The organism is Micromonospora coriariae (genome assembly GCF_900091455.1).
GTDB lineage: Bacteria > Actinomycetota > Actinomycetes > Mycobacteriales > Micromonosporaceae > Micromonospora > Micromonospora coriariae.
The window spans coordinates 5,720,006-5,741,617 of record NZ_LT607412.1 but is presented as its reverse complement, the minus strand read 5'-3'; the positions used below and the strand labels follow the sequence as shown (position 1 = coordinate 5,741,617).

Annotated in this window: 27 protein-coding genes; 13 read left to right on the top strand and 14 right to left on the bottom strand. The window is 72.4% G+C overall.

Annotated features, from left to right (window positions below):
• Positions 1-107: 107 nt before the first annotated feature.
• Entirely contained in the window at positions 108-1,502 is a 1,395-nt protein-coding gene (locus GA0070607_RS26600; RefSeq protein WP_089020635.1) for a dihydrolipoyl dehydrogenase family protein, read from the top strand.
• Here GA0070607_RS26600 and GA0070607_RS26595 read toward each other — a convergent pair.
• The 3 genes from GA0070607_RS26595 to GA0070607_RS26585 are packed head-to-tail and all read right to left on the bottom strand — an operon-like array spanning position 1,459 to position 4,148.
• Complete coding sequence (locus GA0070607_RS26595) at positions 1,459-2,274, bottom strand: nucleotidyltransferase (protein ID WP_089020634.1); 816 nt, start codon at positions 2,272-2,274, stop codon at positions 1,459-1,461. The two genes, GA0070607_RS26600 and GA0070607_RS26595, sit on opposite strands and share 44 nt — an antisense overlap.
• 54 nt (positions 2,275-2,328) lie before the next feature.
• Positions 2,329-3,669 (bottom strand): hypothetical protein, encoded by a 1,341-nt coding sequence (locus tag GA0070607_RS26590; RefSeq protein ID WP_089020633.1) that lies wholly within the window; start codon positions 3,667-3,669, stop codon positions 2,329-2,331.
• A gap of 5 nt (positions 3,670-3,674) precedes the next feature.
• Positions 3,675-4,148, bottom strand: a complete 474-nt coding sequence (locus tag GA0070607_RS26585; protein ID WP_089020632.1) for a cupredoxin domain-containing protein — start codon at positions 4,146-4,148, stop codon at positions 3,675-3,677.
• A gap of 101 nt (positions 4,149-4,249) precedes the next feature.
• Here GA0070607_RS26585 and GA0070607_RS33070 point away from each other — a divergent pair, with 101 nt between their 5' ends.
• Complete coding sequence (locus GA0070607_RS33070; protein WP_197701173.1) at positions 4,250-5,101, top strand: copper resistance protein CopC; 852 nt, start codon at positions 4,250-4,252, stop codon at positions 5,099-5,101.
• Positions 5,102-5,197: 96 nt separating this feature from the next.
• Here the strand turns inward: GA0070607_RS33070 and GA0070607_RS26575 are convergent, their stop codons facing one another.
• Positions 5,198-5,584: a DUF2267 domain-containing protein gene (locus tag GA0070607_RS26575; protein ID WP_089020631.1), complete on the bottom strand. Its 387-nt coding sequence runs from the start codon at positions 5,582-5,584 to the stop codon at positions 5,198-5,200.
• A gap of 171 nt (positions 5,585-5,755) precedes the next feature.
• Here GA0070607_RS26575 and GA0070607_RS26570 point away from each other — a divergent pair, with 171 nt between their 5' ends.
• From GA0070607_RS26570 to GA0070607_RS26550, 5 genes are all read left to right on the top strand, one after another.
• On the top strand, positions 5,756-6,562 hold the full coding sequence (locus tag GA0070607_RS26570) for an SAM-dependent methyltransferase (RefSeq protein ID WP_089020630.1): 807 nt from the start codon (positions 5,756-5,758) through the stop codon (positions 6,560-6,562).
• Between the two features lie 125 nt (positions 6,563-6,687).
• Entirely contained in the window at positions 6,688-7,038 is a 351-nt protein-coding gene (locus tag GA0070607_RS26565) for a nuclear transport factor 2 family protein (protein WP_089020629.1), read from the top strand.
• Between the two features lie 201 nt (positions 7,039-7,239).
• Positions 7,240-7,572, top strand: a complete 333-nt coding sequence (locus GA0070607_RS26560; RefSeq protein WP_089020628.1) for an STAS domain-containing protein — start codon at positions 7,240-7,242, stop codon at positions 7,570-7,572.
• Positions 7,572-8,000 carry an ATP-binding protein gene (locus tag GA0070607_RS26555; RefSeq protein ID WP_089020627.1) on the top strand — a complete coding sequence of 143 codons (429 nt, stop codon included), beginning with the start codon at positions 7,572-7,574 and terminating at the stop codon, positions 7,998-8,000. The genes GA0070607_RS26560 and GA0070607_RS26555 overlap by 1 nt, the downstream gene beginning before the upstream one ends.
• 232 nt (positions 8,001-8,232) lie before the next feature.
• Complete coding sequence (locus GA0070607_RS26550) at positions 8,233-8,637, top strand: nuclear transport factor 2 family protein (protein WP_231930387.1); 405 nt, start codon at positions 8,233-8,235, stop codon at positions 8,635-8,637.
• A 33-nt stretch (positions 8,638-8,670) separates the two neighbouring features.
• Here GA0070607_RS26550 and GA0070607_RS26545 read toward each other — a convergent pair whose 3' ends face one another.
• The 9 genes from GA0070607_RS26545 to GA0070607_RS26505 all read right to left on the bottom strand — a co-directional run bounded on the left by GA0070607_RS26545 (position 8,671) and on the right by GA0070607_RS26505 (position 15,428).
• Complete coding sequence (locus GA0070607_RS26545; protein ID WP_089020626.1) at positions 8,671-9,207, bottom strand: SUKH-4 family immunity protein; 537 nt, start codon at positions 9,205-9,207, stop codon at positions 8,671-8,673.
• A complete protein-coding gene (locus GA0070607_RS26540) occupies positions 9,204-9,764 on the bottom strand; it encodes an SUKH-4 family immunity protein (protein WP_089020625.1) in 561 nt (186 codons plus the stop codon). The genes GA0070607_RS26545 and GA0070607_RS26540 overlap by 4 nt, the downstream gene beginning before the upstream one ends.
• Positions 9,761-10,291, bottom strand: a complete 531-nt coding sequence (locus GA0070607_RS26535; RefSeq protein WP_089020624.1) for an endonuclease — start codon at positions 10,289-10,291, stop codon at positions 9,761-9,763. Before GA0070607_RS26535 ends, GA0070607_RS26540 begins: the two co-directional genes overlap by 4 nt.
• Positions 10,284-10,778 carry a WXG100-like domain-containing protein gene (locus tag GA0070607_RS26530; RefSeq protein ID WP_089020623.1) on the bottom strand — a complete coding sequence of 165 codons (495 nt, stop codon included), beginning with the start codon at positions 10,776-10,778 and terminating at the stop codon, positions 10,284-10,286. Before GA0070607_RS26530 ends, GA0070607_RS26535 begins: the two co-directional genes overlap by 8 nt.
• A 4-nt stretch (positions 10,779-10,782) precedes the next feature.
• The gene (locus tag GA0070607_RS26525) at positions 10,783-11,112 is read right to left on the bottom strand and encodes a hypothetical protein (protein ID WP_089020622.1); all 330 of its coding nucleotides are present in this window, start codon (positions 11,110-11,112) and stop codon (positions 10,783-10,785) included.
• Positions 11,109-11,531, bottom strand: a complete 423-nt coding sequence (locus GA0070607_RS26520; protein ID WP_089020621.1) for a YbaB/EbfC family nucleoid-associated protein — start codon at positions 11,529-11,531, stop codon at positions 11,109-11,111. The genes GA0070607_RS26525 and GA0070607_RS26520 overlap by 4 nt, the downstream gene beginning before the upstream one ends.
• A gap of 150 nt (positions 11,532-11,681) precedes the next feature.
• On the bottom strand, positions 11,682-12,167 hold the full coding sequence (locus GA0070607_RS26515; protein WP_089020620.1) for a molybdenum cofactor biosysynthesis protein: 486 nt from the start codon (positions 12,165-12,167) through the stop codon (positions 11,682-11,684).
• A gap of 161 nt (positions 12,168-12,328) precedes the next feature.
• Positions 12,329-14,392, bottom strand: a complete 2,064-nt coding sequence (locus tag GA0070607_RS26510) for a PQQ-dependent sugar dehydrogenase (RefSeq protein WP_231930386.1) — start codon at positions 14,390-14,392, stop codon at positions 12,329-12,331.
• 79 nt (positions 14,393-14,471) lie between these two features.
• Positions 14,472-15,428, bottom strand: coding sequence for a LamG-like jellyroll fold domain-containing protein (locus GA0070607_RS26505; protein WP_089020619.1), 957 nt, complete (start codon positions 15,426-15,428; stop codon positions 14,472-14,474).
• Positions 15,429-15,560: 132 nt separating this feature from the next.
• Between GA0070607_RS26505 and GA0070607_RS26500 the strand changes: the two genes are divergently transcribed.
• The 4 genes from GA0070607_RS26500 to GA0070607_RS26485 all read left to right on the top strand — a co-directional run bounded on the left by GA0070607_RS26500 (position 15,561) and on the right by GA0070607_RS26485 (position 19,208).
• Entirely contained in the window at positions 15,561-16,595 is a 1,035-nt protein-coding gene (locus tag GA0070607_RS26500; protein WP_089020618.1) for a LacI family DNA-binding transcriptional regulator, read from the top strand.
• A gap of 92 nt (positions 16,596-16,687) precedes the next feature.
• Entirely contained in the window at positions 16,688-17,563 is an 876-nt protein-coding gene (locus tag GA0070607_RS26495) for an alpha/beta fold hydrolase (protein ID WP_089020617.1), read from the top strand.
• Between the two features lie 128 nt (positions 17,564-17,691).
• Positions 17,692-18,096 (top strand): hypothetical protein, encoded by a 405-nt coding sequence (locus GA0070607_RS26490; RefSeq protein WP_089020616.1) that lies wholly within the window; start codon positions 17,692-17,694, stop codon positions 18,094-18,096.
• Positions 18,097-18,191: 95 nt separating this feature from the next.
• Entirely contained in the window at positions 18,192-19,208 is a 1,017-nt protein-coding gene (locus GA0070607_RS26485; protein ID WP_089022117.1) for a methyltransferase, read from the top strand.
• 99 nt (positions 19,209-19,307) lie between these two features.
• Here GA0070607_RS26485 and GA0070607_RS26480 read toward each other — a convergent pair whose 3' ends face one another.
• The gene (locus GA0070607_RS26480; protein WP_089020615.1) at positions 19,308-20,159 is read right to left on the bottom strand and encodes an alpha/beta fold hydrolase; all 852 of its coding nucleotides are present in this window, start codon (positions 20,157-20,159) and stop codon (positions 19,308-19,310) included.
• A gap of 189 nt (positions 20,160-20,348) precedes the next feature.
• On the opposite strand from GA0070607_RS26480, the gene GA0070607_RS26475 reads away from it, so the two are divergent.
• On the top strand, positions 20,349-20,642 hold the full coding sequence (locus GA0070607_RS26475) for a hypothetical protein (protein ID WP_231930385.1): 294 nt from the start codon (positions 20,349-20,351) through the stop codon (positions 20,640-20,642).
• 67 nt (positions 20,643-20,709) lie between these two features.
• Positions 20,710-21,576 carry a metallophosphoesterase family protein gene (locus tag GA0070607_RS26470; protein WP_089020614.1) on the top strand — a complete coding sequence of 289 codons (867 nt, stop codon included), beginning with the start codon at positions 20,710-20,712 and terminating at the stop codon, positions 21,574-21,576.
• The last annotated feature ends 36 nt before the right edge of the window (positions 21,577-21,612 follow it).

The window sequence follows — 21,612 nt, the reverse complement described above, 5'->3', positions numbered from 1 at the left end:
CGCGGTTCTGCTCGGAACGGGGCCGATGGTGCATCGGAGCTGACAGGCTGGTCTGGCCGCCGTTGCACCGGCGGCGGCACCGGCCCGGCGACCGAGAGGAGCACCCGGTGACCGACCGACCGGAGGAGTTCGACCTGCTCGTCGTGGGTGGCGGCAAGGCCGGCAAGACGTTGAGCATGGACCTCGCCCGGTCTGGCCGGCGGGTGGCGATGGTCGAACGCGGCATGATCGGCGGCAGCTGCATCAACGTCGCGTGCATCCCGACCAAGGCGCTGGTGACGAGCGCGCGGGCGGCCCGCCAGCTACGCGGCGCGGCCGCGCTCGGCCTGGTGGTCGAGGGCGGCCGGGTCGACGTGGACCTGCTGCGCGCCCACAAGCAGGACGTCGTCGAGGGGATGGTGGCCGCCAACCGGCAGCAGTTCCTCGACTCCGGCCTGCACCTGGTGATCGGGGAGGCCCGGTTCGTCGGCCCCCGGACCGTACGGGTGGCGCTGGCCGACGGCGGCGAACGAATCCTGCGCGGCGCCGACGTGGTGATCAATACCGGTACCCGCCCACACCTGCCGCCGGTCCCCGGGATGGCCGAGGCCTCGGTGCTGACCAGTGACACCCTGCTGCACCTGGACCGGCTGCCGGCCCGACTGGTGGTGCTCGGGGGTGGCACCGTCGGGGTGGAGTTCGCGCAGATGTTCGCGTCGTTCGGCAGTGCGGTGACCCTGATCGAAGGTGGCCCGCGGCTGCTCACCCGCGAGGATCCCGACGTCGGCGACGCGGTGCTGCGGATCCTGCTCGACGACGGCATCGACGTGCGCGCCGGCATGACGGTCGCCCGGGTCGACCGCAACGCCGACGGCACGGTCCGGGTGACGCTGGACGACGGCAGCCTGGTGACCGGCGACGACGTGCTGGTCGCGGTCGGCCGGGAGCCGGTCACGGACGGCCTCGGCCTGGACGCCGCCGGCGTGCGGCTGAACGACCGCGGCTTCGTGGCGGTCGACGAGTACCTGCAAACCAGCGCCGAACGGACCTGGGCGGCGGGGGACGTCGCCGGCACCCCGCAGTTCACCCACGCCTCGCTCGACGACTACCGGATCATCCGGGCGAACCTGGCGGGTGAGCTGCGCAGCACCGCCGGTCGGCTCATCCCGTACACCGTCTTCACCACCCCGGAGCTGGCCCGGGTCGGTGTCACCGAAACCGAGGCGCGCCGGGCCGGGTACGACGTCCAGGTCGCCCACCTGCCGGTCGCCGCGATCCCCCGGGCCCGCACCCTGCGCCAGACCGAGGGAACGTGGAAGGCGGTGGTCGACGCCGGGACCGACCAGATCCTCGGCGCGGCGCTGCTCGGCGCCGAAGCCGGTGAGGTGATCACCTCGGTGCAGCTGGCCATGCTCGCCGGGATGCCGTGGACCGCACTGCGGGACGCGGTCATCACCCACCCGACGATGACCGAGGGTCTCAACCTGCTCTTCGCCTCGCTCCACGCCCGCCCGGTCCGCTAGTCGGCTGGCCGGCGATCTCGGCGCGGACCCGGTGCTGGAAGGCACGCGCCTGGGCGCCGGTGGGCGGCGGCCCAGCGTGCCGCGCGGCGAGGGACCGGCCGATCACCTCGGCCGGGTCACCGGCGTCGATCAAACGCTGCCCTGCCGCGGCCTTGGACAGCCAGACGCCGTCGCGGTGGCGTACCAGGGACCGGCAGGCGCCGAGCACCGCGTCCTCCGCGCCGGGCGCGGGTTGGTCGTCCGGCGGCGTCGGCAGGGCCAGCCACCACGACAGCGCCTCGATCAGCAGCCGGCGCAGGTCGGCCGGGGCCAGGTCGGCGAAGACCTCCCCCGCCGGCGGCCCGAGCAGCGGCAGCCCGCTCTGGTGCAGGATGCTGCGGTCGAGTCCGTACCAGAACCGGCCGTCGGCCGCCGGGCGGTCGGCGGGGTCGAGGGTGCACCGGAACGGCATCTCGGAGCCGGTGTTCAGCTCGACCTCGAAGCCGGGCTCGGGACTGCCGGAGGCGGCCACCTCCCGCCGGTAGGCGACGAGCTCCAGCCCGCGTGCCGGGCAGGGCAGCGCCTCGTGCCGCAGCCGCGCCACCAGCGCCAGTTTGTCGGCCTCGGTCAGCGGCCCGGCGCAGAGCAGCGCCACGTCCACGTCGCTGCGGCCGGCCTGGTACGCGCCGAGCCCCACCGAGCCGGCCGCGTACGCGCCCACCAGGTCGTCGCCGAGCACGTCGCGGGCGCCGTCGACCAGCTCGTCGAGGTAGCGCCGAAGATCCGAATCCACGCCCCATCCTCACCGGTGAACCTCGGCGCCTCCGATGCGGGTCCCCCGGTGCACCTACCCGGCGTAGAGCAGCAGCAGGCCGGCGACGGTGTAGGCGACCATCAGCGCCAGCAGCGGGAGCTGGCCGACCACCGCCCGGGCGCGGGGGAACAGGTACAGGGCGCGGTCGTGGGCGAGCAGCGTGCCGAGCAGGTGCCCGAGGATGATGACGGTGATCTGGAGGGTGGCCACCCCGGACGGGGTGACCAGGCCGGTGTGCGGTTCCCAGCCGGCGGTGCCGAGCCAGTTCGCGCCGGTGTCCAGGGGGTCGGAGAGCAGCGCGACGGTGCGCTGGCCCTCCAGGATCAGCAGCGAGTAGTAGTGGGCCACCAGGTAGCCCACCGCGATCGGCACGATCGAGTGGGCGAGTTCGCCGGGCAGCCCGGGCACCTCGGCGGGTCCGGCGCGGCCGATCCGGGTCGCCGCTCCGGTGGCGGCGAGGTACGCCACTGCGACGGCGGCGATGACCAGGAGCAGCCCGGCGCTGCCGGTGACCACCGGGGGCAGGCCGTACTCCTGGGTGAAGCGTAGCCAGGCCGGCGCGTTGGACAGGCTGTCGAACATGGTCGAGCCGAGCAGCACGATCACCACGGCGACCAGCCCGGGGCGGGGCCGCAGCCCGGCGATCCCGTCGAGCGGGTTGCGCCACACGAGCACGTCGTCCGCCGCCCGGCCGACCGGGGCGAGGTGGCCGACGAGCCCGCTGTACACCTCGAACGGGTCGGCCCGGTCGAACCAGCCCGCGCCGAACAGCGCCGCCCCGGCCAGCATGACCACGGCGTACCCGCCGAGCCAGGCGGTGATGACCGGCAGCGTGGCCCGGTCGGGTGCGACCAGCTCCAGCCAGACGAACCCGAACAGGGCGACAGCCGCCGGCCAGAGCCCCAGGCCCGCCGGCAGCTCGCGGAGGCCGCGCTCCGGGTCCCGGCGCGCCACCAGCGCGGCGAGCAGATGCAGGGTACGCAGCGGGTTGATCGCCCGCCAGACGGGGCCGAGCAGCAGCGACACGGGCACCAGCCCGACCCAGAGCAGCACGTAGAGCGCACCGGCCGTCGGGTTGTCCGGGGTGTCCGGCCCACCCAGCAGGCCCACGCAGAACCAGCCGGCGGCGAGCAGACCCAGCCCGCGCAGTGCCCACCGGAACGCGGGCGCGTCGACGATCCGGGCCAGCCGCTCCGGCACCGGCCGTCCGCCGGTCGCGTCCCGGTCGAGTCGCGGCTCGCGCCACAGCAGGCCCAGCGCGAGGAACGTGACGACCAGGGTCAGGGCCGCGGCGACGACGAGCTGCGGCAGTGTGATCGGCAGGTCCTGGCGGCCGCCGACGCCGTGCGCCAGCACCGCCGGGGCGCCGGTCATGGCGCTCAGCGGACGACGAGCTGGAACAGCACCAGCTCGGACTCGTGCGTCTCCACCTCGAACAGTCCGGTCTTGTCGGCGCGGAACTCCACCGACCCGGGCGTGCCGGCCGGAAGCCGGGCGCCCAGGTCGTAGCCGTGCACGTGCAGCTCGTCGGAGACGTCCGAGGTGACAGTGATCTGGACCAGCTCGCCCTTACCCACGGTGACCCGCCCGGTGGGCGGGTCGATCCGCCGCTTCGCGATCGTCACGGTGATCTGCCGGTCCACGGCCGGTGTGCTGGCGCTGGGGCTGGGTGTGGGACTGCCCGACGAGGTGGGCGCCGTCGTGGCGCTGCCCGGCGCGGCGGCCGTCGGCGGCGTCGAGGGGTTGGCCACGGACGGGTCGTCGTCCTGCCCGCAACCGGTGGCGAGCAGGGCGGTGACGAGGACGACGGCGAGGACGACGGGAACGCGGGAACCGGGGGTACGGAGGAACACGGGCGGACTCCGAACGACGCGGGGGACGGGTGTCGAACTGATCGTCGGGGAGGAGAACTCTACGTCTTGTTCGGCGGCGGGGAAATGACCATGATGAACGGATGCGATCGAGGCTGGTCACTGCCCGTCACGTCTGGAGCCGAGCGGTGGCGGCGCTGGTGGCGGCCCTGGCGGTGTCACTGCTGCTGCCCGCCGCTCCGGCGTCCGCGCACGGCCAGTTGGCGACGTCCGCCCCGCTGACCGGCACAGTGGTCCGCGAGCCACTGACACAGCTGGGGTTGTACTTCACCGAGAAGCCAGCCTCCAACGCCCACTTCACAGTCACCGGGCCGAGCGGGTCCCGGGTGGACAGCGGCTGGTCGTACGGCGAGCCGAAGCGGCTGGACAAGCCGGTTCAGGAGTACTTCATGGTCAACGGAGTCTTCGAGCCGCGGTTGTACCACACCGGTTTCCCGGCCATGGTGTCCGTCGCGCACTGGCCGGCGAAGGGGCGATACACCGCCAGTTACCTCTCCGTCGCCTCGGACGGCGAGGCAGTGCGTGGCACCGTCACCTTCGACTACCAGGGGGCCAGCACGGCGGCGCCGGCCGGTTGGACGCCGCCCACGGACGGGCCGGCGCCGGCCCTGCTCGCCCTCATCGAGGGCACCCCGTCGGCGAGCCCCGGCGTGGCCGGCGCGAGCGCCGACGCGGGCACGACGGGTGTCCCGGCGAGCGCCCCGGCCGGCGCCACGGAAGAGACACGAGGGGGCGGGTGGCCACCCTGGCTGGTGCCAGCCCTGATCGTCGTGGTGGTGGCCGCCGTCGTGCTGGTGGCGGCCCGCCGCCAGCCCGCCGCGCGTGGCACGGCCACCTCGACCCGCCGGACCGCCGGTCCGGCGCGCAGATCCGGCACCGGGGCCCGCAAACCCGGCAACCGTGCTGGTGGGCCCGCCCGGCGCGGGCGGCGGTAGGCCGGGGCACCTTCGCATCGGGCGTTCTGTGCGGCGCCAACGCACCGGCGAGCCCGCCGTGCGACGCCACACGCCCCGGGCTGGCCGGGGCGCCGGTCAGGGGCCCTGCGGCAGCGGCTGGGCCAGTTCCTTCAGGTCCGCCGGGAGCTGGGACAGGGCATCCTCGAACTCGCGGTGCCCGACCACCCGGTGCATCGTCTGCAGCACGGCCCGAGAGCCTCGCTCGGCGGTCGGCCGGTCGATCCCCGCACGCTCGGCGACACGCCGCAGGAACTCGTCGTATCCGAACGCCTCCGGCGCCTCGGCGACCTTCACCAGCAGCGGGCTCAACTCCGCGGCGAGGTGGGGGGCCAGCGCGGCGGCCTCGCCACCGCTGAGCCGCTCGGTGAGGGTACGCAGAACCGCCTCGGTCAGCGGTCGCGCCTGCTCGGGCGGGACACCCGCCCGTGCCGCAACCTTGTCGACGAACGCCAGCTCAGCCATGCCCCCGCCCTTCGTTCCGGAAGACGCGTGGCTACCCGGGCGGACCGGCGGCAAACCCGGGACCGGTCCCGGTGCGTCCGGACGGCATGGGTGTCCGTTTTGTGGACGGCAGGGCTGTGCGAGCATGAGTGTCCTCTGTGTCTTCCCCCATCCCTCAGCGGAAGGACGCCCGTGGCAGAAACCGCCCCTCCCCCGGCCACCGACGGCACCAAGATCGACACAAGCGTCCCGCACTCCGCCCGGATCTGGAACTACTGGCTCGGCGGCAAGGACAACTTCGAGGTCGACCGGCTGGCCGGCGAGCAGGTCCGCGAACTCTTTCCCGCGATGATCGAGACGGCACGTGAGTCCCGGGCGTTCCTGTCCCGCGCGGTGCGCTTCCTCGCCGGCGAGGCCGGGATCCGGCAGTTCCTCGACGTCGGCACCGGACTGCCCACCGCCGACAACACCCACCAGGTTGCCCAGCGGGTCAACCCGCAGAGCCGGGTCGTCTACGTCGACAACGACCCGATGGTGCTGGCCCACGCGCGGGCGCTGCTGGTCGGCAGCCCGGAAGGGCTGACCCGGTACATCCACGCCGACCTGCACGACCCGCAGGCGGTGCTCCGGCAGGCCGACGAGCACCTCGACCTCAGCCAGCCGGTCGCGGTCCTGCTGTTCGGGGTGATGGGCCACGTCGGCGACGACGACGAGGCGGTCGCCATCATCCGCGCGCTGCTCGACGCGGTCCCGTCCGGCAGCTACCTGGCGCTGTCCGACGGCACCGACACCAGCGCGGCGGTCGTCGAGTCGCACCGGCAGTACAACGAGAGCGGCGCGCTGCCGTACCACCTGCGCAGCCCGGAGCGGATCGCCCGGTTCTTCGACGGCCTGGAGCTGGTCGAACCCGGCCTTGTGCCGTTCACCCACTGGCGGCCCGAGCAGGACGGCCCGCCGGCCGACCTGGACGGCTACTGCGCCGTCGGCCGCAAGCCCTGACCCGCGCCCGCCCCCTGGCGGCCAGCCGACGAGCCGACGGCCGGTTCCGTCGGTTGGCCGCGCGGCACCGGGACCGTCTCGTACCGTGAGGTCGGACGGGGAACTCGGCTGCCCGACGGTGGCCCATGCCGCAGGAGGAGCAGATGGCGGTCGACCTGCCCGAGGTGATCGACCGGTACTTCCGGGCCGTCGACGACGGCGACCTGGAGGGCTTCGTCTCCTGCTTCGCGGACACCGCGAGCGTGGCCGACGAGGATCGGCTGCACGAGGGACGGGCCGCGATCCGCGCCTGGCGCCAGCGGACGATGGCGGCCTACTCCTACTCCGCTGAGCCGGTGACGGTCACGCCGCAGGCGGGCGACTCGTACCTGGTCCTCGCCCGGGTGTCGGGCGATTTTCCCGGCAGCCCGGTCGAGCTGCGGTACCGGTTCACGCTGCGCGACGACCTGATCGGCGCCCTGGACATCCGCCCGTAGTGACCGCCTGGTCCACCGGGCATGCGGAGAAGGCCTGCCCCGTGACCCTGCCCCCGGGCCGCCCCGGACGAGGTGTGGGCCCGCCGGCGGATCGGGACGGCAGCCGCGCAACGCCGCCGAACGGAGGACGCTGGCGGCAGACCGGAGGGTGACATGATGTGCCGACAACGGCTGTCACGACGAGGAAGGTGCTGCTGCCCGATGCCGCACTTCGAGGCCCGGACGTCCACGGCACCCGGCCGGATCGTCGTCACGCTGTCCGGCGAGTGCGACCTGGCCACGCAGGAGGAACTGACCACCGTGCTGTCCGCGGCGGTCCGCGGCGCGCCCGTGGTCGTGGTCGACGTGGGCGGGTTGCGCTTCCTCGACTCCACCGGTCTGCACGGCCTGGTGACCGCCCACCAGATCGCCCGCGCGGCCGGTCGGCGGTTGTACGCGGTCAACGCCAGCGGGCCGGTCGCCGCAGTGCTGGACGTCACAGGCGTCGGCACCCTGCTGCGCCCGCCCGCCGACGACCCGCGGTTGGCCGGCTGATGGCGGCCGGCCGGCGGGAGACCCGGGTCGTGGCCGAGCATTCGGCGTCCGCCCACGCCCCGGAATCGATGGCGTACCACGTGGCGACCGACCTGCGAGCGCTGCGCGCGTTCGTCTGCGCCGCGGCCCTGGCGCGGGGTCTGCCGCCACACCGCGTGGAGCTGCTGACCTTGGCCGTCAGTGAGCTCGCCACCAACACGTTGCAGCACACCACCGGCGGTGGCCGGGTCCGGCTGTGGGCCGAGGCGGACCAGTTGTTCTGCGACGTCATCGACCAGGGGCCGCCGGTGCGGGCGTTCGGCCGGGACATGCCGCCGGCCGACGCGGTACGGGGGCGGGGGCTGGCGATCGTAGAGCAGGTCTGCGACGAGGTCGCCGTGCTGACCGAGCCGGAGGGAACGGTGGTGCGGCTCCGGCTGGGCCTGTGAGCCGGGCGGCTCAGGGCAGCACGCGTACGGCCAGCGTGCAGGTGTCGTCGTCCGGGCTGGGGTGGTGCAGCAGGTCGCGCAGCCGGCCGGGACGACCGCCAGGATCTCCCGCACGACCGCCTCGGCGACACAGGCCCGCCGCCCGGGTGCGACCCGCCGCGGGCCGATCCGCACCCGTTCGGGCCGCGCCGGCTGCCACAATGCGGACAGCCCGGGTGGATGGTGGCGCCGGGTGGACCCCGATCAGGAGGACGGCACCATGCCGGACAGCGAACGCGAGGCGGAACTGCTCGATGCCGAGCGCACCCTGCAGGCGGCGCAGCGGGCCGGCGACGTGGCGGCTCTCGACCAGTTGCTCGTCGACCAGTTGATCGCCATCGGCCCGGACGGCGACAAGCACAGCAAACGGGACGACCTGACCGCGCACCGGGACCGGACCTCGGTCATCGAGGAACTGGTCGAGGAGGAGCTGGACCTGCTCGTCGCCGGGTCGACCGGCGTGACGTTCTTCCTCGGCCGGGTGGCCGGAGTGTTCGACGGCAGGCCGTTCGCGGCTCGCCTGCGATACACCCGGACCTGGATCCATGACGACCCGCACGGCTGGCGGGTGCTCGCCGCGCACATCAGCCCGGTCTGACCCGCAGGCCGGGTGATCGCCGACGCGACCAGTTCAGGACGTGGACTCCAGTTCGTCGAACGCCAGGTTCCACCAGGACTCCGACTCGGCGAACGCCGCCGGATCGACCTCCCGCAGGCCGGCGCGGATCCGCGCGGCGCGGGCCGCCCGCTCCCGCCCGCCCGGGTCGGTGGCGATGAGCTGGCCCAGCCGGTACAGGAACTCCACGAACGCCGCGAAGCTGCTGTTGACGGTCTCCAGGTTCGGCGTCTGGAGATCCAGCAGCACCACCTCGCCGGTCGCCGCATCCAGGCAGAACAGCAACATCGGGTCCTCGGGCGAACTGCCCAGCACGATGTACGCGCGCGGCGCCTCGTCGCCCACCTCGATGCGCAGGGTGGAGAAGAGCTCCACGTCGGGTGCCGAAACGTCGACCGTGAACAGGATCGGCACCTCGACCGGCAGGGCGCCGTACGGCGGGAACACCTCCGGCCCCAACGGGCCGAGGATCGCCTCGAAGCGCTGGTCCGGGAAGTAGATGACGCCCCGCTCGCCCCACAGCGCGACCAACTCCTCGCGGGTGACGGTCACCGCCCGTCCCTCGCGTCGGCGTCGCCGTCGGACTCGTCGTCCTCCTCGTCGTCGAGCAGGCCCTGCTCGTCGAGGAAGGCGTACCACCGGTCGTCGGCGGGGGTCAGGTCGGCGTAGCCCGGGCCGAGCAGGTAGTAGTGCACGAAGGAATCCAGGTCCGGGGCGAGCTCCTCGAATGCGTCCGCCATGAACCACTCGGTGCCGGTCGGCGGGAAGTACCAGATGGCGCCGGTGCCCCGATCCATGAAGATCGGCTCGTCGCTGCGGGTGCCGATCACCAGCCAGCCCGCCCGGTCCTCCGGGATGGCCGAGAAGTCCGGCGCGTAGTCCAGGTGGTACTGGATGCCGGCGAGGGTGGACGTGGACGCCAGCTCGATCCGGCCGGCGCGCAGCCCGTCGGCCACCAGCAGGAGATCCCGCAGGTCGGCCGGGAGGTCCGCCGGCACGGCATCGGTGGCCGCGCCGTCGCCGAACTGGGCGTACCCCAGGCTCGCCGGCTGGTCCTCGGCCAGGTCGGCCCGCAGCTCCTCGATGAGCTGGTGCAGCTCGGGGGTCAATCCACCACCTCTATTCGGATCGGGGTCCCGTCCGGCAAGGTCTGGATCTGCCCCCAGATCTGCGAACCGATGTCCGTGTTGGTTCTACCATGCAGCAGCTTGAGGTTGTCGACGGTGTCCGGCCCGCCGAGCTGCAGTTCCCATACGTGGTCCGGGTGGTAGCTGCTGAGCCGCTCGCTGAGCCGATTGGCCAGATCCTTGTCGTGCGGCCAGTACTTGTCCCAGATCTTCTGCCGGATCCGCTCCTTGTAGCCGTCGGTGAGGTTCTTGTCCCGCTCGACGGGGTTGGTGGCCTTGTAGAGCTTGCCCTCGTCGCTGAGCTTCTTCAGCGCCGCCATCTTGCGCCGGAACTGCGAGGTCGCGTGGAAGTCCCTGCGTTGAACCTGGATTACCTTCGTGGGCAGGCTGTGATCGGGCCCGGTGACCCGGACGATGGGCTTGTCCAGTTTCTGGACCGCCTTGCGGACGATCTTGCCGGCGGCCGGCTTCGCGGCGGCGCCGCGCGCCCTCCTCGGCTTGCTAGGCATCGAGCAGCTGCCCGATGACCTGGTCGATCAGCAGACCCACGATCTCCCGAGTGATCATCTGGAAGATCGGGATCTCGGCCAGCGAGGCCCCGAAGGTGGCCACCGCGGTCACGATCGCCTGCGCCACCTGAAACGCGAGGATGGCCAGCTGCACGATCAGCTGGATCTTCAACGCCAGGACGATCACCGCACAGACGATCAGGCCGGCGCCGAGGATGACGGCCGCCTGGGCGCCGTCCCGGAGCACCAGCGGCCCGTGCTGCTCACCTGTCCACCAGCCCTGGAACGCCTGCACCGCCGGGCCGAGGTTCTGCGACCACACCTGGGCCGCGCCGGCGTCCGCCTCGCCGGCCGTGGCGCCGATCCGGCCGGCGAACTCGATCCACGCCTGGCCCATCTCGAAGAGCTTCTCCTCGTCGCCCTCCGGCCAGGTGTAGCCGATCCAGCCGAGCGCGGTGACCAGCTCACCAGGCAACTGCAGGCCCATCGCGCTACCCCAGCCCGCCGGCCAGCGAGCGCATCGTGCCCGCGCCGTCCTCGTCGACCCGGTCGTACGCGTCGGCCATCGAGCTCAGATCGCCACCGGCCGAGCCGATCTCCTCCGCCGCGAGCCCGAGGCAGTCGAAGACGTACGCGGCGACCTCGGTGTAGGCGACCCCGATCAGCGAGCCGATGTCGTCGGCGCCCCACGGCTCGCCGTAACCGGTCATCTGCGCCTCGAAGCCGTCCAACTCGTCGAGGAAGCGGCCCGCGAGGTCGGAGACCGTCGCGCCGGCGTCGCGCATCGTCTGCGGCTCCACCTCGAACCCGTTGCCACTCATCGCGGGCCACCCCGGGCCAGCCGGTCCTGCGCCTCGGTCAGCGCCGCCAGGAACGACCCGAGCCGCGGCACCGCCGAGTCCCGGACCTCCGCCAACTGCTCCCGCAGCTGCGACAGGTCGCCGGCCTGTGGCGGCGTCGTGGCGCCCCGCATGGCGTCGATCGCCGCGTTGACGGCAGTGGTGATGTGCTCGGTCAACTCCTCCGAACCGAGCCGCATCAGCCGGGGCTCCACCCAGAGCGAGCGCAGCCGACCGTCCGGGCCCAGTTCGGCGCGGACCTGACCGTCCGCGGCCTCGCCGGCCGGCGGCTCGGCCGGCTCTCCGTCGGCACCGGCGGCCGGTGCGCTGACCGCCCCCAACGCCTGCATTGTCGCGTCCAACATGCGGGTGAAATCGCCGCTGACCGGATCCGCCGCCATCTGCCCTCCCCAAGGCCCGAACGGGCCGAGCCTAACCGACGGGTACCGCGGCCTCACTCCGCCCGGCCGGCGGCCACGACGGCCCGATCCACCTCTACACTGTGGACCGTCCTGCCCGGCGCATGGGACCTGGCTCGTCCTCAGCCGACGCTATGACGGGGACGCCCGCTCGACGGTGACGGCGATCGGGCCGATGCGCAGCACCCCGTCGTTGAGCGGTGTGCAGCGGATGCCTCCGGTGGTGCGCAGCGCCTTCCACGCACCCGGGCCGACCGTGACGTCCATCCAGGCGCAGGGCCGGGCGGCCCGGTTCACCCGCAGGCTTACCGGGCCGTCGCCGGAGTCCAGCACCAGCACCTTGCCGATCAGCTCGTCCACGGCGATGCCGGTGGTGAGGACGTTGCGGCGGACCTCCGCCAGACCGATGCCCGGTGGCAGCGACTCCTGGGCGATCACCGTCACGCTGGCGTCGCGATGTGCCGGCTGGCCGAAGTACCGGTCGCCGACGATGCCGAGGCCGGCCCGGATCCGCACCACGTCGACCAGCTCACCGGGCGGGGCCGGCGCCGGGCCGTCGGCGGGCCGGCCCACGAAGCGGTGCACGGGCGAGGCCAGCAACTCGACGATCTGGGGCATGGCAGCGATTCTACGAACCGGATGGCACTCTCCGGGCCGGCTCGGCGTTCCGGGCCGATACCGGCGGTGATCCACTCCAGATCGGCGACATCGGGGCATCGCCGGCACTCTGACACCCCGACATCGCCGACCCAGAGTTGATCACTCCCACCGTGACCGGTTCAGGCCGGTGTGCCGGTGACGGTCAGGTTTCGCAGTCGGCCCACGTTGTCGAACGAGCCGAAGCCCACCCGCCCGGAGCCGAACGTGCTGTCCTTCGCGGTCATCAGCGGATCCCGTCGCCCGTCCACATAGACCGCGATCTCGCCGGTCGCCGGCAGGTGCACGACCCGTACGCGATGCCAGTCGGCGTCGGTGATCGCCGGGTTGGCGCCGCGCGACCGGCCGTTCCACTGGTGGTCGATGCGTTCCCGGTCGGCGTTGTCGACCTTGAAGATGCCGTTGTGCGGATAGATCGTGTTGTCGGTGGAGAGGTGGGCGTAGTAGAACTCCGTGTCCGAGCGCCAGCCGAAGACGATGATCACGTCCCGGTTGGTGACCTCGACCGGCGTGTCGAGCCGTACCCGCGCCTCGACCTCGACCGACGACCAGGCCGGCCCGGCGGTCAGCACGGCGTACTCGAACGGCCGGCGCGGGCCCGGCCGGCTGACCCCGGCCTCGGCGAGGATGACCTGGTCGTCGGTGAACTGCCACTTGGCCGGGGTCACCGGCGCCCAGTTCGATGCCCCCGAGGTGCGGCGCAGGGTGGTGTTCCCGACGTCACCGCTGGCGAAGACCCGGGTGCCGGTGACCTTCCAGATCTTTCCGTTGGCCTTGGCGAGCACATAGAGCTCACCGGCGGCGTCGGTACCGAAGCGCAGGTCGACACGGTTGGGGTCACCGGGCGCGCCGGGCCCGGAGAGGTCCCGCATCCGGACCGGGGCGCCCGCCGCGTCGAACAGGGCGAGCTGGTGGATCGGCGCCAGACCCCGCCCGCGGCGCATCTCGTTCGCCTCGGTGTAGAGCACCCGGCCGTCGACCAGGTCGCCGAACACGTACTTGCCGCGCAGCGCCGGCACCGCGCGTCCCCGGTAGACGAACCCGCCGGCCACCGCGACGCCGACGTCCGCTGTGCAGTTCCAGTCCGCGGCGGGGTCGTGGTCGTACGCGGCGACCGGGTACGTGTATCCGTACCGGTCGTCGTCGGCGGGCAGCGGGAAGAGCCGGTCGCAGGGGCTGGTGGCCGCCTTGTCGAAGACGAAGGATCCCTCGCGCTCGCTCCAGCCGAAGTTGTCGCCGGCGCGGACCTCGTAGATGGCCTCGATGGCATGCTCACCGATGTGCCCGAGGTACATCCGACCGGTGGCCCGGTCCCAGCTGAAGCGGTGCGGGTCGCGGAAGCCCACGGCGTAGATCTCGCCGAGCGCGCCCGCGCGGCCGACGAACGGGTTCGTCGCGGGGATGCCGTACCGCCCGTTGGCGGAATTGGTGCCCCGCGGGTCGATCCGCAGCAACTTGCCGTGCGGCATGCCCAGGTTCTGCGGGTCGGTGTTGCGCACGCCCAGTCCGCCGTCGCCGACCGCCAGGTACAGCAGCCCGTAGTCGGGATCGTGGCGCTTCGCGGTGGGATTGAAGTTGATCTCCTGGATGCCGTGCACCTGGCCGCCGAAGCCGATGCGCAGCACCTCTCGGCGGGTGCCGGCGAACGTGTCTGCGCTCGGGTCGGTCGCCGTCCACTCGGTGATGACACCGTGGTAGATCGTGCCGGCCTGGGCGTAGTCCGGTGGGATGGTCGTCGCCGACGCCTGCTCGGTGTGGATGGTGTAGATCCGGCCGTTGGCGCCGAAGTCGGGGTGGAAGGCGACGTACCCGAAGCCCTGGCCCAGGCCACGGCCGGAGAAGAACTGCGGTGCGAAGGTCGCGGCCACGTCGAGGTAGACGTGCGGCACGCCGCCTTCGACCAGGTAGAGGCTGCCGTTCAGGTCGGGCACCGCGCGCCGGCCGGAGCCGTCGGGCACCTCCATGATGGTGTTGATCCGGGCGGTACGCATGAGCCGCTGATCGGTCGGGGCCGGGTTCGGCTGCGACTGCGGGAAGCTGGCGTACTCGCTCAGGACCAGCCCGAGCCGGGACTGGATCGGCATCTCGGGGACCGGGTCGTAGACCGCGCCGGCGGCGGCCCGGGCGGGCGTCGCGAGCACGGTGGACAGGATCAGCACGACGGCGGTGACGCCGGCCGTCAACACGGATCTGCGGATCCTACGGGCGCTGTCGTGGAGGATGAGCACACGTGTCTCCTTCTCGGTGGGACGGTGCCGAGGGTGGTCAGCGGGCCAGGTGGCGGTACTGCCTCCGCACATCGCTCGCGGAGACCACGCTGTCGAGGAACATCAGGCCGTCCATGCGGCAGTCACACGGGTTCCGCTCCACCGTGTCCTGGGGGAAGCTTCCACCGATCTTGATGCCCCGGGGGTCGGAGGCCGTGGTCACGTGCGGGCCCGGCCCGGACACGAGCCACGGGTCGTCCGTGCGGGTGTAGAAGCCGCTGACCGGTTCGCCGTTGCGGTAGAGGGCGAGGGCGCCGGTGCCGAAGTCGAAGGTGGCGGCGAGGTGCACCCACTCCCCCGCCGGCAGCAGGTCCCGCCAGTCCTGGCTCGCCGCGAACGTCTGCGAGTTGCCGCCGTCGAGGCGCCGCCCGAGCGCGACGAGGCGTAGCTCACCGTTGACGTCGATCAGCTCGAGCAGGGCCCGGACGCCGTGGCCGTCGGAGTCGCCGGTCAGCACCCCGGCCAGGCCGATGGCGTTGTACCGGTCGTTCGGGTCGGCGGTGGTGGAGTTGGGCAGTGGGCTGTCCATCTCCAGCTTGAACCAGCCCATCACTGTGGTGCCCGCGGTCGCGCTGAAGGCGCGGAGGGTGCGCACCCCGCTGGCCGACCAGGTGCCGGCCTTCCAGTCGTCGTTGCCGGCCACCGCCGGGTCGACCTGCCGGGTCTGCACCGCGTTGCCGCTGCCTTGGTAGGCGTGGTCCCGCACCCGCATGGCCGCACCGCCGTTGACCAGCTCGATCTCGGTGCCGGAGCGGCCCTGGTCGCGCTCGAGCGCGGGGTCGCCCGGCACCGGGTGGTCGAAGTCGTAGGCGGCGACCAGGTGCGCTCGCAGGGCGGGGTGGACGTCGGACGGGCCGTGCCGGTCCGCCTGCGCCGGGGGCGCCCCCGCGCCGGTGAGTGCGCCGATCGCCAGGAGGGAGACGGTGGCGACAGCGGCTCGTCTGGCCCTGGACATCGCGTTCACCTCATTTCACGGCACGCCGGTGCCGGCTACGTAAGCGCTTACGTAAGCGCTTACGTACCCTAGGCTTCGATCAGCGTCACTGGCAATAGATCGGGTGACATGGATGTTTTCGGGGAGTCGCGGATGCCCAGGGCTGGCCAGCGGCCGCGCCTCGTCGACGTGGCCGAACGCGCCGACGTCTCGCTGGCGACCGCCTCACGAGCACTGGCCGGCCGCGACGGGGTCAGCGCCGAGGTGGCCGACCGGGTTCGCCGGGTCGCCAGCGAGCTGGGGTACGTCGCCAACCCGTACGCGCGCACGCTCGCCGGCGGCGCCAGCTCCACCGTGGGCCTGATCGTCCACCAGGTCGACGACCCCTACTTCTCCGAGATCGCCGGCGGGGTCATCCAGCTCGCCGCCGAGCAGGGGCTGCTGGTGCAGATCTGCCAGTCCGGCCGGGACCCCGACTACGAGCTGCAACAGCTCCGCCACCTCATCGCCCAGCGGGTCGGCATCATCCTGATCAGCGGTTCGGGGTACGACGACCCCCGGGTGGAGGCCGAGGCCCGGGCCGAACTGACGGCGTTCCAGGCGCACGGCGGCCGCGTCGCCGCGATCGGACGGCACGCGCTCGGCGTCGACGCCGTCCTGCCGGACAACGAGGCCGGCGGCAACGCGCTCGCCCACCACCTGATCGATCTCGGCCATCGGCGGATCACTGTCGCCGCGGGCAGCGCCGGTCTCACCACGGTCGCCGACCGGCTCGCCGGCGTCTCGTCGGCACTGCGGCAGCGCGGGATGACCCCGGCCGACCTCGCCGTCGTGCACGGCGACTTCACCCGGGGCGGCGGGCGGGCGGTCACCGAGCAGATCCTGAACGAGCACCCGGACACGACCGCGATCATCGCGCTCAACGACGCGATGGCGATGGGGGTGCTGTCGGCGCTGCGGTCCCGCCGCATCCCGGTGCCCGGACGGATGTCGGTCGTCGGCTTCGACGACGTCTCCGTGGCGGCCGACCTCGCGCCCAGCCTCACCACCATCCGGCTGCCGATGACCGAGATGGGTCGTACGGCGCTCAGCCTCGCACTCAAGCCCCGCTCGACGCGTCCCCGACGGCGCTCCACGGGGCACCTGCTGGTCGTCCGCGACTCGACCGGTCCCCCGCCGACGGCGTGAACCGGTGGGGCGGGGCGGTCGGATTCGGCAGCGATCCGCCACCGCTTCTGGCACCGTCGAGGGGTCCGCCCACTCGTGGTTGAGGAGACGCCATGGCCGAGACCGCTGTGCGCCACCGGACGGTCGCGGTCGACGGCATCACGATCTTCTACCGGGAGGCCGGCGCCACCGACGCGCCGGTGGTGCTGCTGCCGCACGGCTACCCGTCGTCGTCGTTCCAGTTCCGCCACCTGCTGCCCGCGCTGGCCGACCGGTGGCGGTGCATCGCGCCCGACCACCCCGGCTTCGGCTACAGCGACACGCCCGATCCAGGCCGGTTCGCGTACACCTTCGACGCGTACGCCGACATGCTCCGGCGGTTCACCGGGACGCTGGGGCTGACCCGCTACGTGATCTACCTTCAGGACTACGGCAGCCAGTTCGGGTTGCGCCTGGCGATGGCCGCGCCGGAGCGGGTCGCGGGTCTCATCATCCAGAACGGCGACATCTACCCCGACCAGCACGGGTCCAAGTACGAGCCGCTCAAACGGTTCTGGCGCGAGCCGACCGACGAGGGCCGGGACCAGCTGGCCGCCGCGATCAACGAGGAGGGCTTCCGGCGCGAGTTCCTGGGCGAGCTGCCGGACCGGCTGGTCGACCGGGTGAGCCCGGACCTGTGGCGGCTCTCCGGGGCGCTGGTCGCGGATCCGCGGCGACGCGACGCCTGGCTGCGGCTCCTCGCGGACCAGGGCAGCACCGTCGCGTGGTTCCCCCGCCAGCAGGAGTACCTGCGGACCCACCGGCCACCCACCCTGATCGTGTGGGGACCGCACGACGGCTACATGCCGGCGGGCGCGGCACACGCCTACCTGCGGGACCTGCCCGACGCCGACCTGCACCTGCTCGACGGTGGCCACTGGCTGCTCGAGACGCACCTCGACGAGGTGGTACGGCTGGTCCGCGACTTCCTCGCCCGCGTCCAGCCCTGAGTGCGACCGGCCGCTGTCCGTGGCGGCCGAGCCAGCAGCGTCGGCGCGACGGGCGGCGCGACGTGGGCACCTGTCGGCGGCACCGCCGCCCATTCCCGAACCGCGTCACCGCGGGGGATGATCCCCGGATGACAGTGACGAGGGGTACGCGCGCACAGCTCGGGGCTCTGTTCCTGGCGGTGGCCACGGCCGGGGCGTGGCTGCTCTGGTTGGGCTGGGACACCGAGTACGACGTCGACGCGCAGACCGGTTCGCGCAGCGGCCCGTACGAGCCGTGGCAGGTGATCGGCTGCGTGTTGACCCTCGCGCTGCTCGCCGTCCTCGCCGGCACGCGGCTGAGCCCGTGGTTGGTGGCGCCGGTGATGACGGTGGCCTTCACGGCGGCCTGGTCGTGGGGGGCGTTGTCGTCCGACGACAGTGGGTTGTGGGCCGTCGGGGCGGCCCTGGTGCTGGTCGGGATGGCGATCGGCAGCACGGTGGTGAGCCTCGGCGCGCACTGGGCCAGCCGGCGGTTGGCCCGCCGAACCCGCTAGCCGTGCCGAAGTGCGCTGACCGCGACCAGGGGCGCCGCGCTGATCGGTCGTCGACCGCCCATGGTGGACGGACCTTCGTGTGATCTCATGTGGCCATGATCACTCCGACTCACCTCATGCGCCTGGTGGCCGGCGTCTGGGGGTTCAAGACCCTCGCGGTCGGCGTCGAACTCGGCCTGTTCACCCGACTCGCCGGCGGCCGGACGGTGACCGTCGAGCAGGCGGCCGCCGAGTTCGGGCTGGCCGACCGTCCGGCGGACCTGCTGCTGGCCGCGAGCGCCTCGCTCGGCCTGCTGGAGAAGGCCGGCGACGGCTACCGCAACTCGGCCCTGGCCGAGCAGTTCCTGGTCGAGGGTCGCCCGTACTACTTCGGAGCCCAGGTCCGCTACTCCGACCTGCGTACCTACCTGCCCTGGCACCGCATCGGGGAGGCGCTGCGCACCGACCGGCCGCTGACCTGGGACCCGCAGACCCAGCAGTCGATGTTCGACACCACCGATCCGGAGATGCTGGCGCAGTTCTGGGACGCCATGTACTCCACGTCCAGCTTCACCGCCGGCGCGCTGGCCGACGCGTACGACTTCTCCGCGCATCACCGGCTGCTCGACGTGGGCGGCGGCGCCGGGGCGTTTCCGATCGAGTTCTGCCGCCGCCTGCCCGGACTGCGGGCGACCGTCCTGGACCTGCCGCACGTCTGTGCGCGGGCCGAGGAGCGGATCGCGGCGGCCGGCCTGACTGAGCGGATCGGCACGCTGCCCGGCGACTTCCTCGCCGACCCGGCGCTGCCGGGAGGGCACGACGTCATCCTGCTCAGCATGATCCTGCACGACTGGGACGAGCCGACGAATCGTGCGTTGCTGGCCCGGTGCCACGCGGCGCTTCCGCCCGGCGGGGCGGTCGTCGTCTGCGAGCTGCTGCTCAACGATGAGCGCACCGGGCCGCCGGAAGCGGCCCTGATGGGCATGAACATGCTGGTCGAGACCGAGGGCGGCCGGAACTATTCGGGCGCCGAGTACGCCGCCTGGCTCGCCGACGCCGGCTTCGTGGACGTCCGCACGGTGCCGTTCGACGCCCCCGGCGCCAACGGCGCGGTGGTGGCCCGCCGAGCCTGACCGTCGACGCCACCCGGCCCACGCGAGCCCGAGGGCCTGCGTGGGCCGGGTGTGGCGGCGGGATCACCGCGCTGGCGTCCGATCAGATGCCGGTACGGATCAGGCCCGAGCCTTGGCCGGTTGCTTGATGAAGTTCAACACCGCCTTGTTGATGTCGTCGGCGTGGGTCCACGGGATGCCGTGCGGCGCGCCCTTGAGCGTGATGAGCTGGCTGGTGGGCAGCATCGGCGCGAGCCGCTGGCCGGTCACCGGGAAGGGCAGCACGTTGTCCTTGTCGCCCTGGATGATCAGGACCGGCACGTCGATCTTCGGCAGGTCGGGCCGGAAGTCCTCCTGCCAGGCGGTCACGGAGTCGTGGGTGGCCTTGCCGGAAGCCATCGTGCCGATCTGCCAGTGCGCGTGGTACGCCTCCTCGCTGACCAGCTTGCCCTTGTTCTCGCTGTAGTTGAAGAACGCGTCGCAGAACTGGGTCAGGTAGGCGAAGCGGTCCTTGATGATGGCCTGCTGGAACCCCTGGAAGAGGCCCCTGTCGACGCCCTCGGGGTTGTCCTGGGCCTTGGCCAGCATTGGTTGCAGCGGGCTGAGCAGCACCGCCTTGCTCACCCGCTGCGAGCCGTAGTTGCCCAGGTAGCGGACCACCTCGCCGGTGCCCATCGAGTGACCCACCAGGATCGCGTCGCGCAGGTCCAGCTCGTTCATCAGGATGTCGAGGTCCGCGGCGAAGGTGTTGTAGTCGTACCCGAACGCCGGCTGGGCTGAGTTGCCGTTGCCGCGGCGATCGTAGGTGATCGTCCGGTATCCGGCGTTGAGCAGCGCCGTGGTCTCCTTCTCCCAGGTCGCCCCGTTGAACGGGAAGCCGTGGATCAGCACCACCGGCTGACCGGATCCGTGATCCTCGTAGTACAGGTCGATGGGCGCGGAGTTCTCCGTACCCACGGTGATGAAAGGCATGTTCTTCTCCTGCTCCGCTTTCGGGCTATCGGACGTCAGCGCTTTCCCGCCCGATCGCCGGATATGCCGGCCCACACGTTGGCCCCGGGCTAAGGTCGCGGGCCCGGCTGGGCGGCCGACTCCATCGACATTTATCGACCTCGCCGTTACGGTCGCCGGTAGGAAAGTTTCGGCGTACGGGAGATGGGCATGCCTCGACGGATCCGCACCGGGGTCGCCGCGTTGGCCATCGGGGCGACGACGGCCGCCCTGGGCGCCGCGCCGGCCCCGGCGCAGGCCGCCAACGGCACCATCGGCCAGCGGGAGACGGTGTGCGCCAGCGACCTGTTCGTCCGCACCCAGCCCAACGGGGCCTGGATGGGCACTCTCTACCAGGGCCAGACCTTCCTGGTCGAGGGTCCCCGCAGCGGCGGTTACATCTACGGCTTCGCCTACGGGCACATCAACCGGCGCGGCTGGGTGCAGGACGGCTGGTTCTGCTGACCGCCCCCGCCGCCCGGTACGCCCCGGGGCTGGGCAGGGGCTTTGACACACGCCCTAGCCTCGGGGCGTGAGCCTTCCGCCCCGGCTGCGGGCCGTCAGCGACCTGCACATCGGCTATCCCGAAAATCGCTCGTTCGTGCGCGAGCTGCGCCCGGGCAACGACGGTGACTGGCTGCTCGTCGCCGGCGACGTGGCCGAGCGGTACGCCGACATCGAGTGGGCGCTCGGGCTGCTGAGCAGCCGGTTCGCGCGGGTGGTCTGGGCGCCGGGCAACCACGAACTGTGGACACCGCCCGACGACCCGGTGCGGCTGCGCGGCGCGGAGCGCTACCGCGAGTTGGTGCGGCTGTGTCGGCGCCTGGGGGTCGTCACGCCGGAGGATCCGTACCCGGTGTGGGACGGCGAGGGTGGTCCGGCCACGATCGCCCCGCTCTTCGTGCTGTACGACTACACGTTCCGGGTGCCCGAGGCGAGCACCAAGCAGCAGTCGCTGGACCTGGCGTACGAGGCCGGGGTGGTGTGCACCGACGAGGCTCTGCTGCACCCCGACCCCTACCCGAGCCGGGAGGCGTGGTGCGAGGCCCGGGTCGCCGAGACCGAGCGCCGGCTGGCCGAGCGGGACAGGGCCCTGCCGACCGTGCTGGTCAACCACTACCCGCTGGTACGCGCACCCACCGACGTGCTGTGGTTTCCGCAGTTCGCCCAGTGGTGCGGCACCGTGCGCACCCGGGACTGGCACCTGCGCTTCGGCGCGTCCACAGTGGTCTACGGGCACCTGCACATTCCCCGTACGACGTTCCACGACGGGGTGCGCTTCGAGGAGGTTTCGCTCGGCTACCCGCGCGAGTGGCGGCGGCGCGGGCCGGTGCCGGACCCGGTGCGCACCATCCACCCGGCGGACGACGTGCGCCGGATGCGGCAGCCGTCGGGCTGACCCGGTCCCGACCGGGGCGGCCACCGGGTCTCTCCG

What these genes read in the sequence shown, in the direction of transcription:
- GA0070607_RS26590 (WP_089020633.1), bottom strand. Translation starts at nt 3,669, where the DNA reads ATGACCGGCGCCCCGGCGGTGCTGGCGCACGGCGTCGGCGGCCGCCAG.
- GA0070607_RS33070 (WP_197701173.1), top strand. Translation starts at nt 4,250, where the DNA reads ATGCGATCGAGGCTGGTCACTGCCCGTCACGTCTGGAGCCGAGCGGTG.
- GA0070607_RS26575 (WP_089020631.1), bottom strand. Translation starts at nt 5,584, where the DNA reads ATGGCTGAGCTGGCGTTCGTCGACAAGGTTGCGGCACGGGCGGGTGTC.
- GA0070607_RS26565 (WP_089020629.1), top strand. Translation starts at nt 6,688, where the DNA reads ATGCCGCAGGAGGAGCAGATGGCGGTCGACCTGCCCGAGGTGATCGAC.
- GA0070607_RS26560 (WP_089020628.1), top strand. Translation starts at nt 7,240, where the DNA reads ATGCCGCACTTCGAGGCCCGGACGTCCACGGCACCCGGCCGGATCGTC.
- GA0070607_RS26555 (WP_089020627.1), top strand. Translation starts at nt 7,572, where the DNA reads ATGGCGGCCGGCCGGCGGGAGACCCGGGTCGTGGCCGAGCATTCGGCG.
- GA0070607_RS26535 (WP_089020624.1), bottom strand. Translation starts at nt 10,291, where the DNA reads ATGCCTAGCAAGCCGAGGAGGGCGCGCGGCGCCGCCGCGAAGCCGGCC.
- GA0070607_RS26530 (WP_089020623.1), bottom strand. Translation starts at nt 10,778, where the DNA reads ATGGGCCTGCAGTTGCCTGGTGAGCTGGTCACCGCGCTCGGCTGGATC.
- GA0070607_RS26525 (WP_089020622.1), bottom strand. Translation starts at nt 11,112, where the DNA reads ATGAGTGGCAACGGGTTCGAGGTGGAGCCGCAGACGATGCGCGACGCC.
- GA0070607_RS26520 (WP_089020621.1), bottom strand. Translation starts at nt 11,531, where the DNA reads ATGGCGGCGGATCCGGTCAGCGGCGATTTCACCCGCATGTTGGACGCG.
- GA0070607_RS26515 (WP_089020620.1), bottom strand. Translation starts at nt 12,167, where the DNA reads ATGCCCCAGATCGTCGAGTTGCTGGCCTCGCCCGTGCACCGCTTCGTG.
- GA0070607_RS26505 (WP_089020619.1), bottom strand. Translation starts at nt 15,428, where the DNA reads ATGTCCAGGGCCAGACGAGCCGCTGTCGCCACCGTCTCCCTCCTGGCG.
- GA0070607_RS26500 (WP_089020618.1), top strand. Translation starts at nt 15,561, where the DNA reads ATGCCCAGGGCTGGCCAGCGGCCGCGCCTCGTCGACGTGGCCGAACGC.
- GA0070607_RS26495 (WP_089020617.1), top strand. Translation starts at nt 16,688, where the DNA reads ATGGCCGAGACCGCTGTGCGCCACCGGACGGTCGCGGTCGACGGCATC.
- GA0070607_RS26490 (WP_089020616.1), top strand. Translation starts at nt 17,692, where the DNA reads ATGACAGTGACGAGGGGTACGCGCGCACAGCTCGGGGCTCTGTTCCTG.
- GA0070607_RS26485 (WP_089022117.1), top strand. Translation starts at nt 18,192, where the DNA reads ATGATCACTCCGACTCACCTCATGCGCCTGGTGGCCGGCGTCTGGGGG.
- GA0070607_RS26480 (WP_089020615.1), bottom strand. Translation starts at nt 20,159, where the DNA reads ATGCCTTTCATCACCGTGGGTACGGAGAACTCCGCGCCCATCGACCTG.
- GA0070607_RS26475 (WP_231930385.1), top strand. Translation starts at nt 20,349, where the DNA reads ATGCCTCGACGGATCCGCACCGGGGTCGCCGCGTTGGCCATCGGGGCG.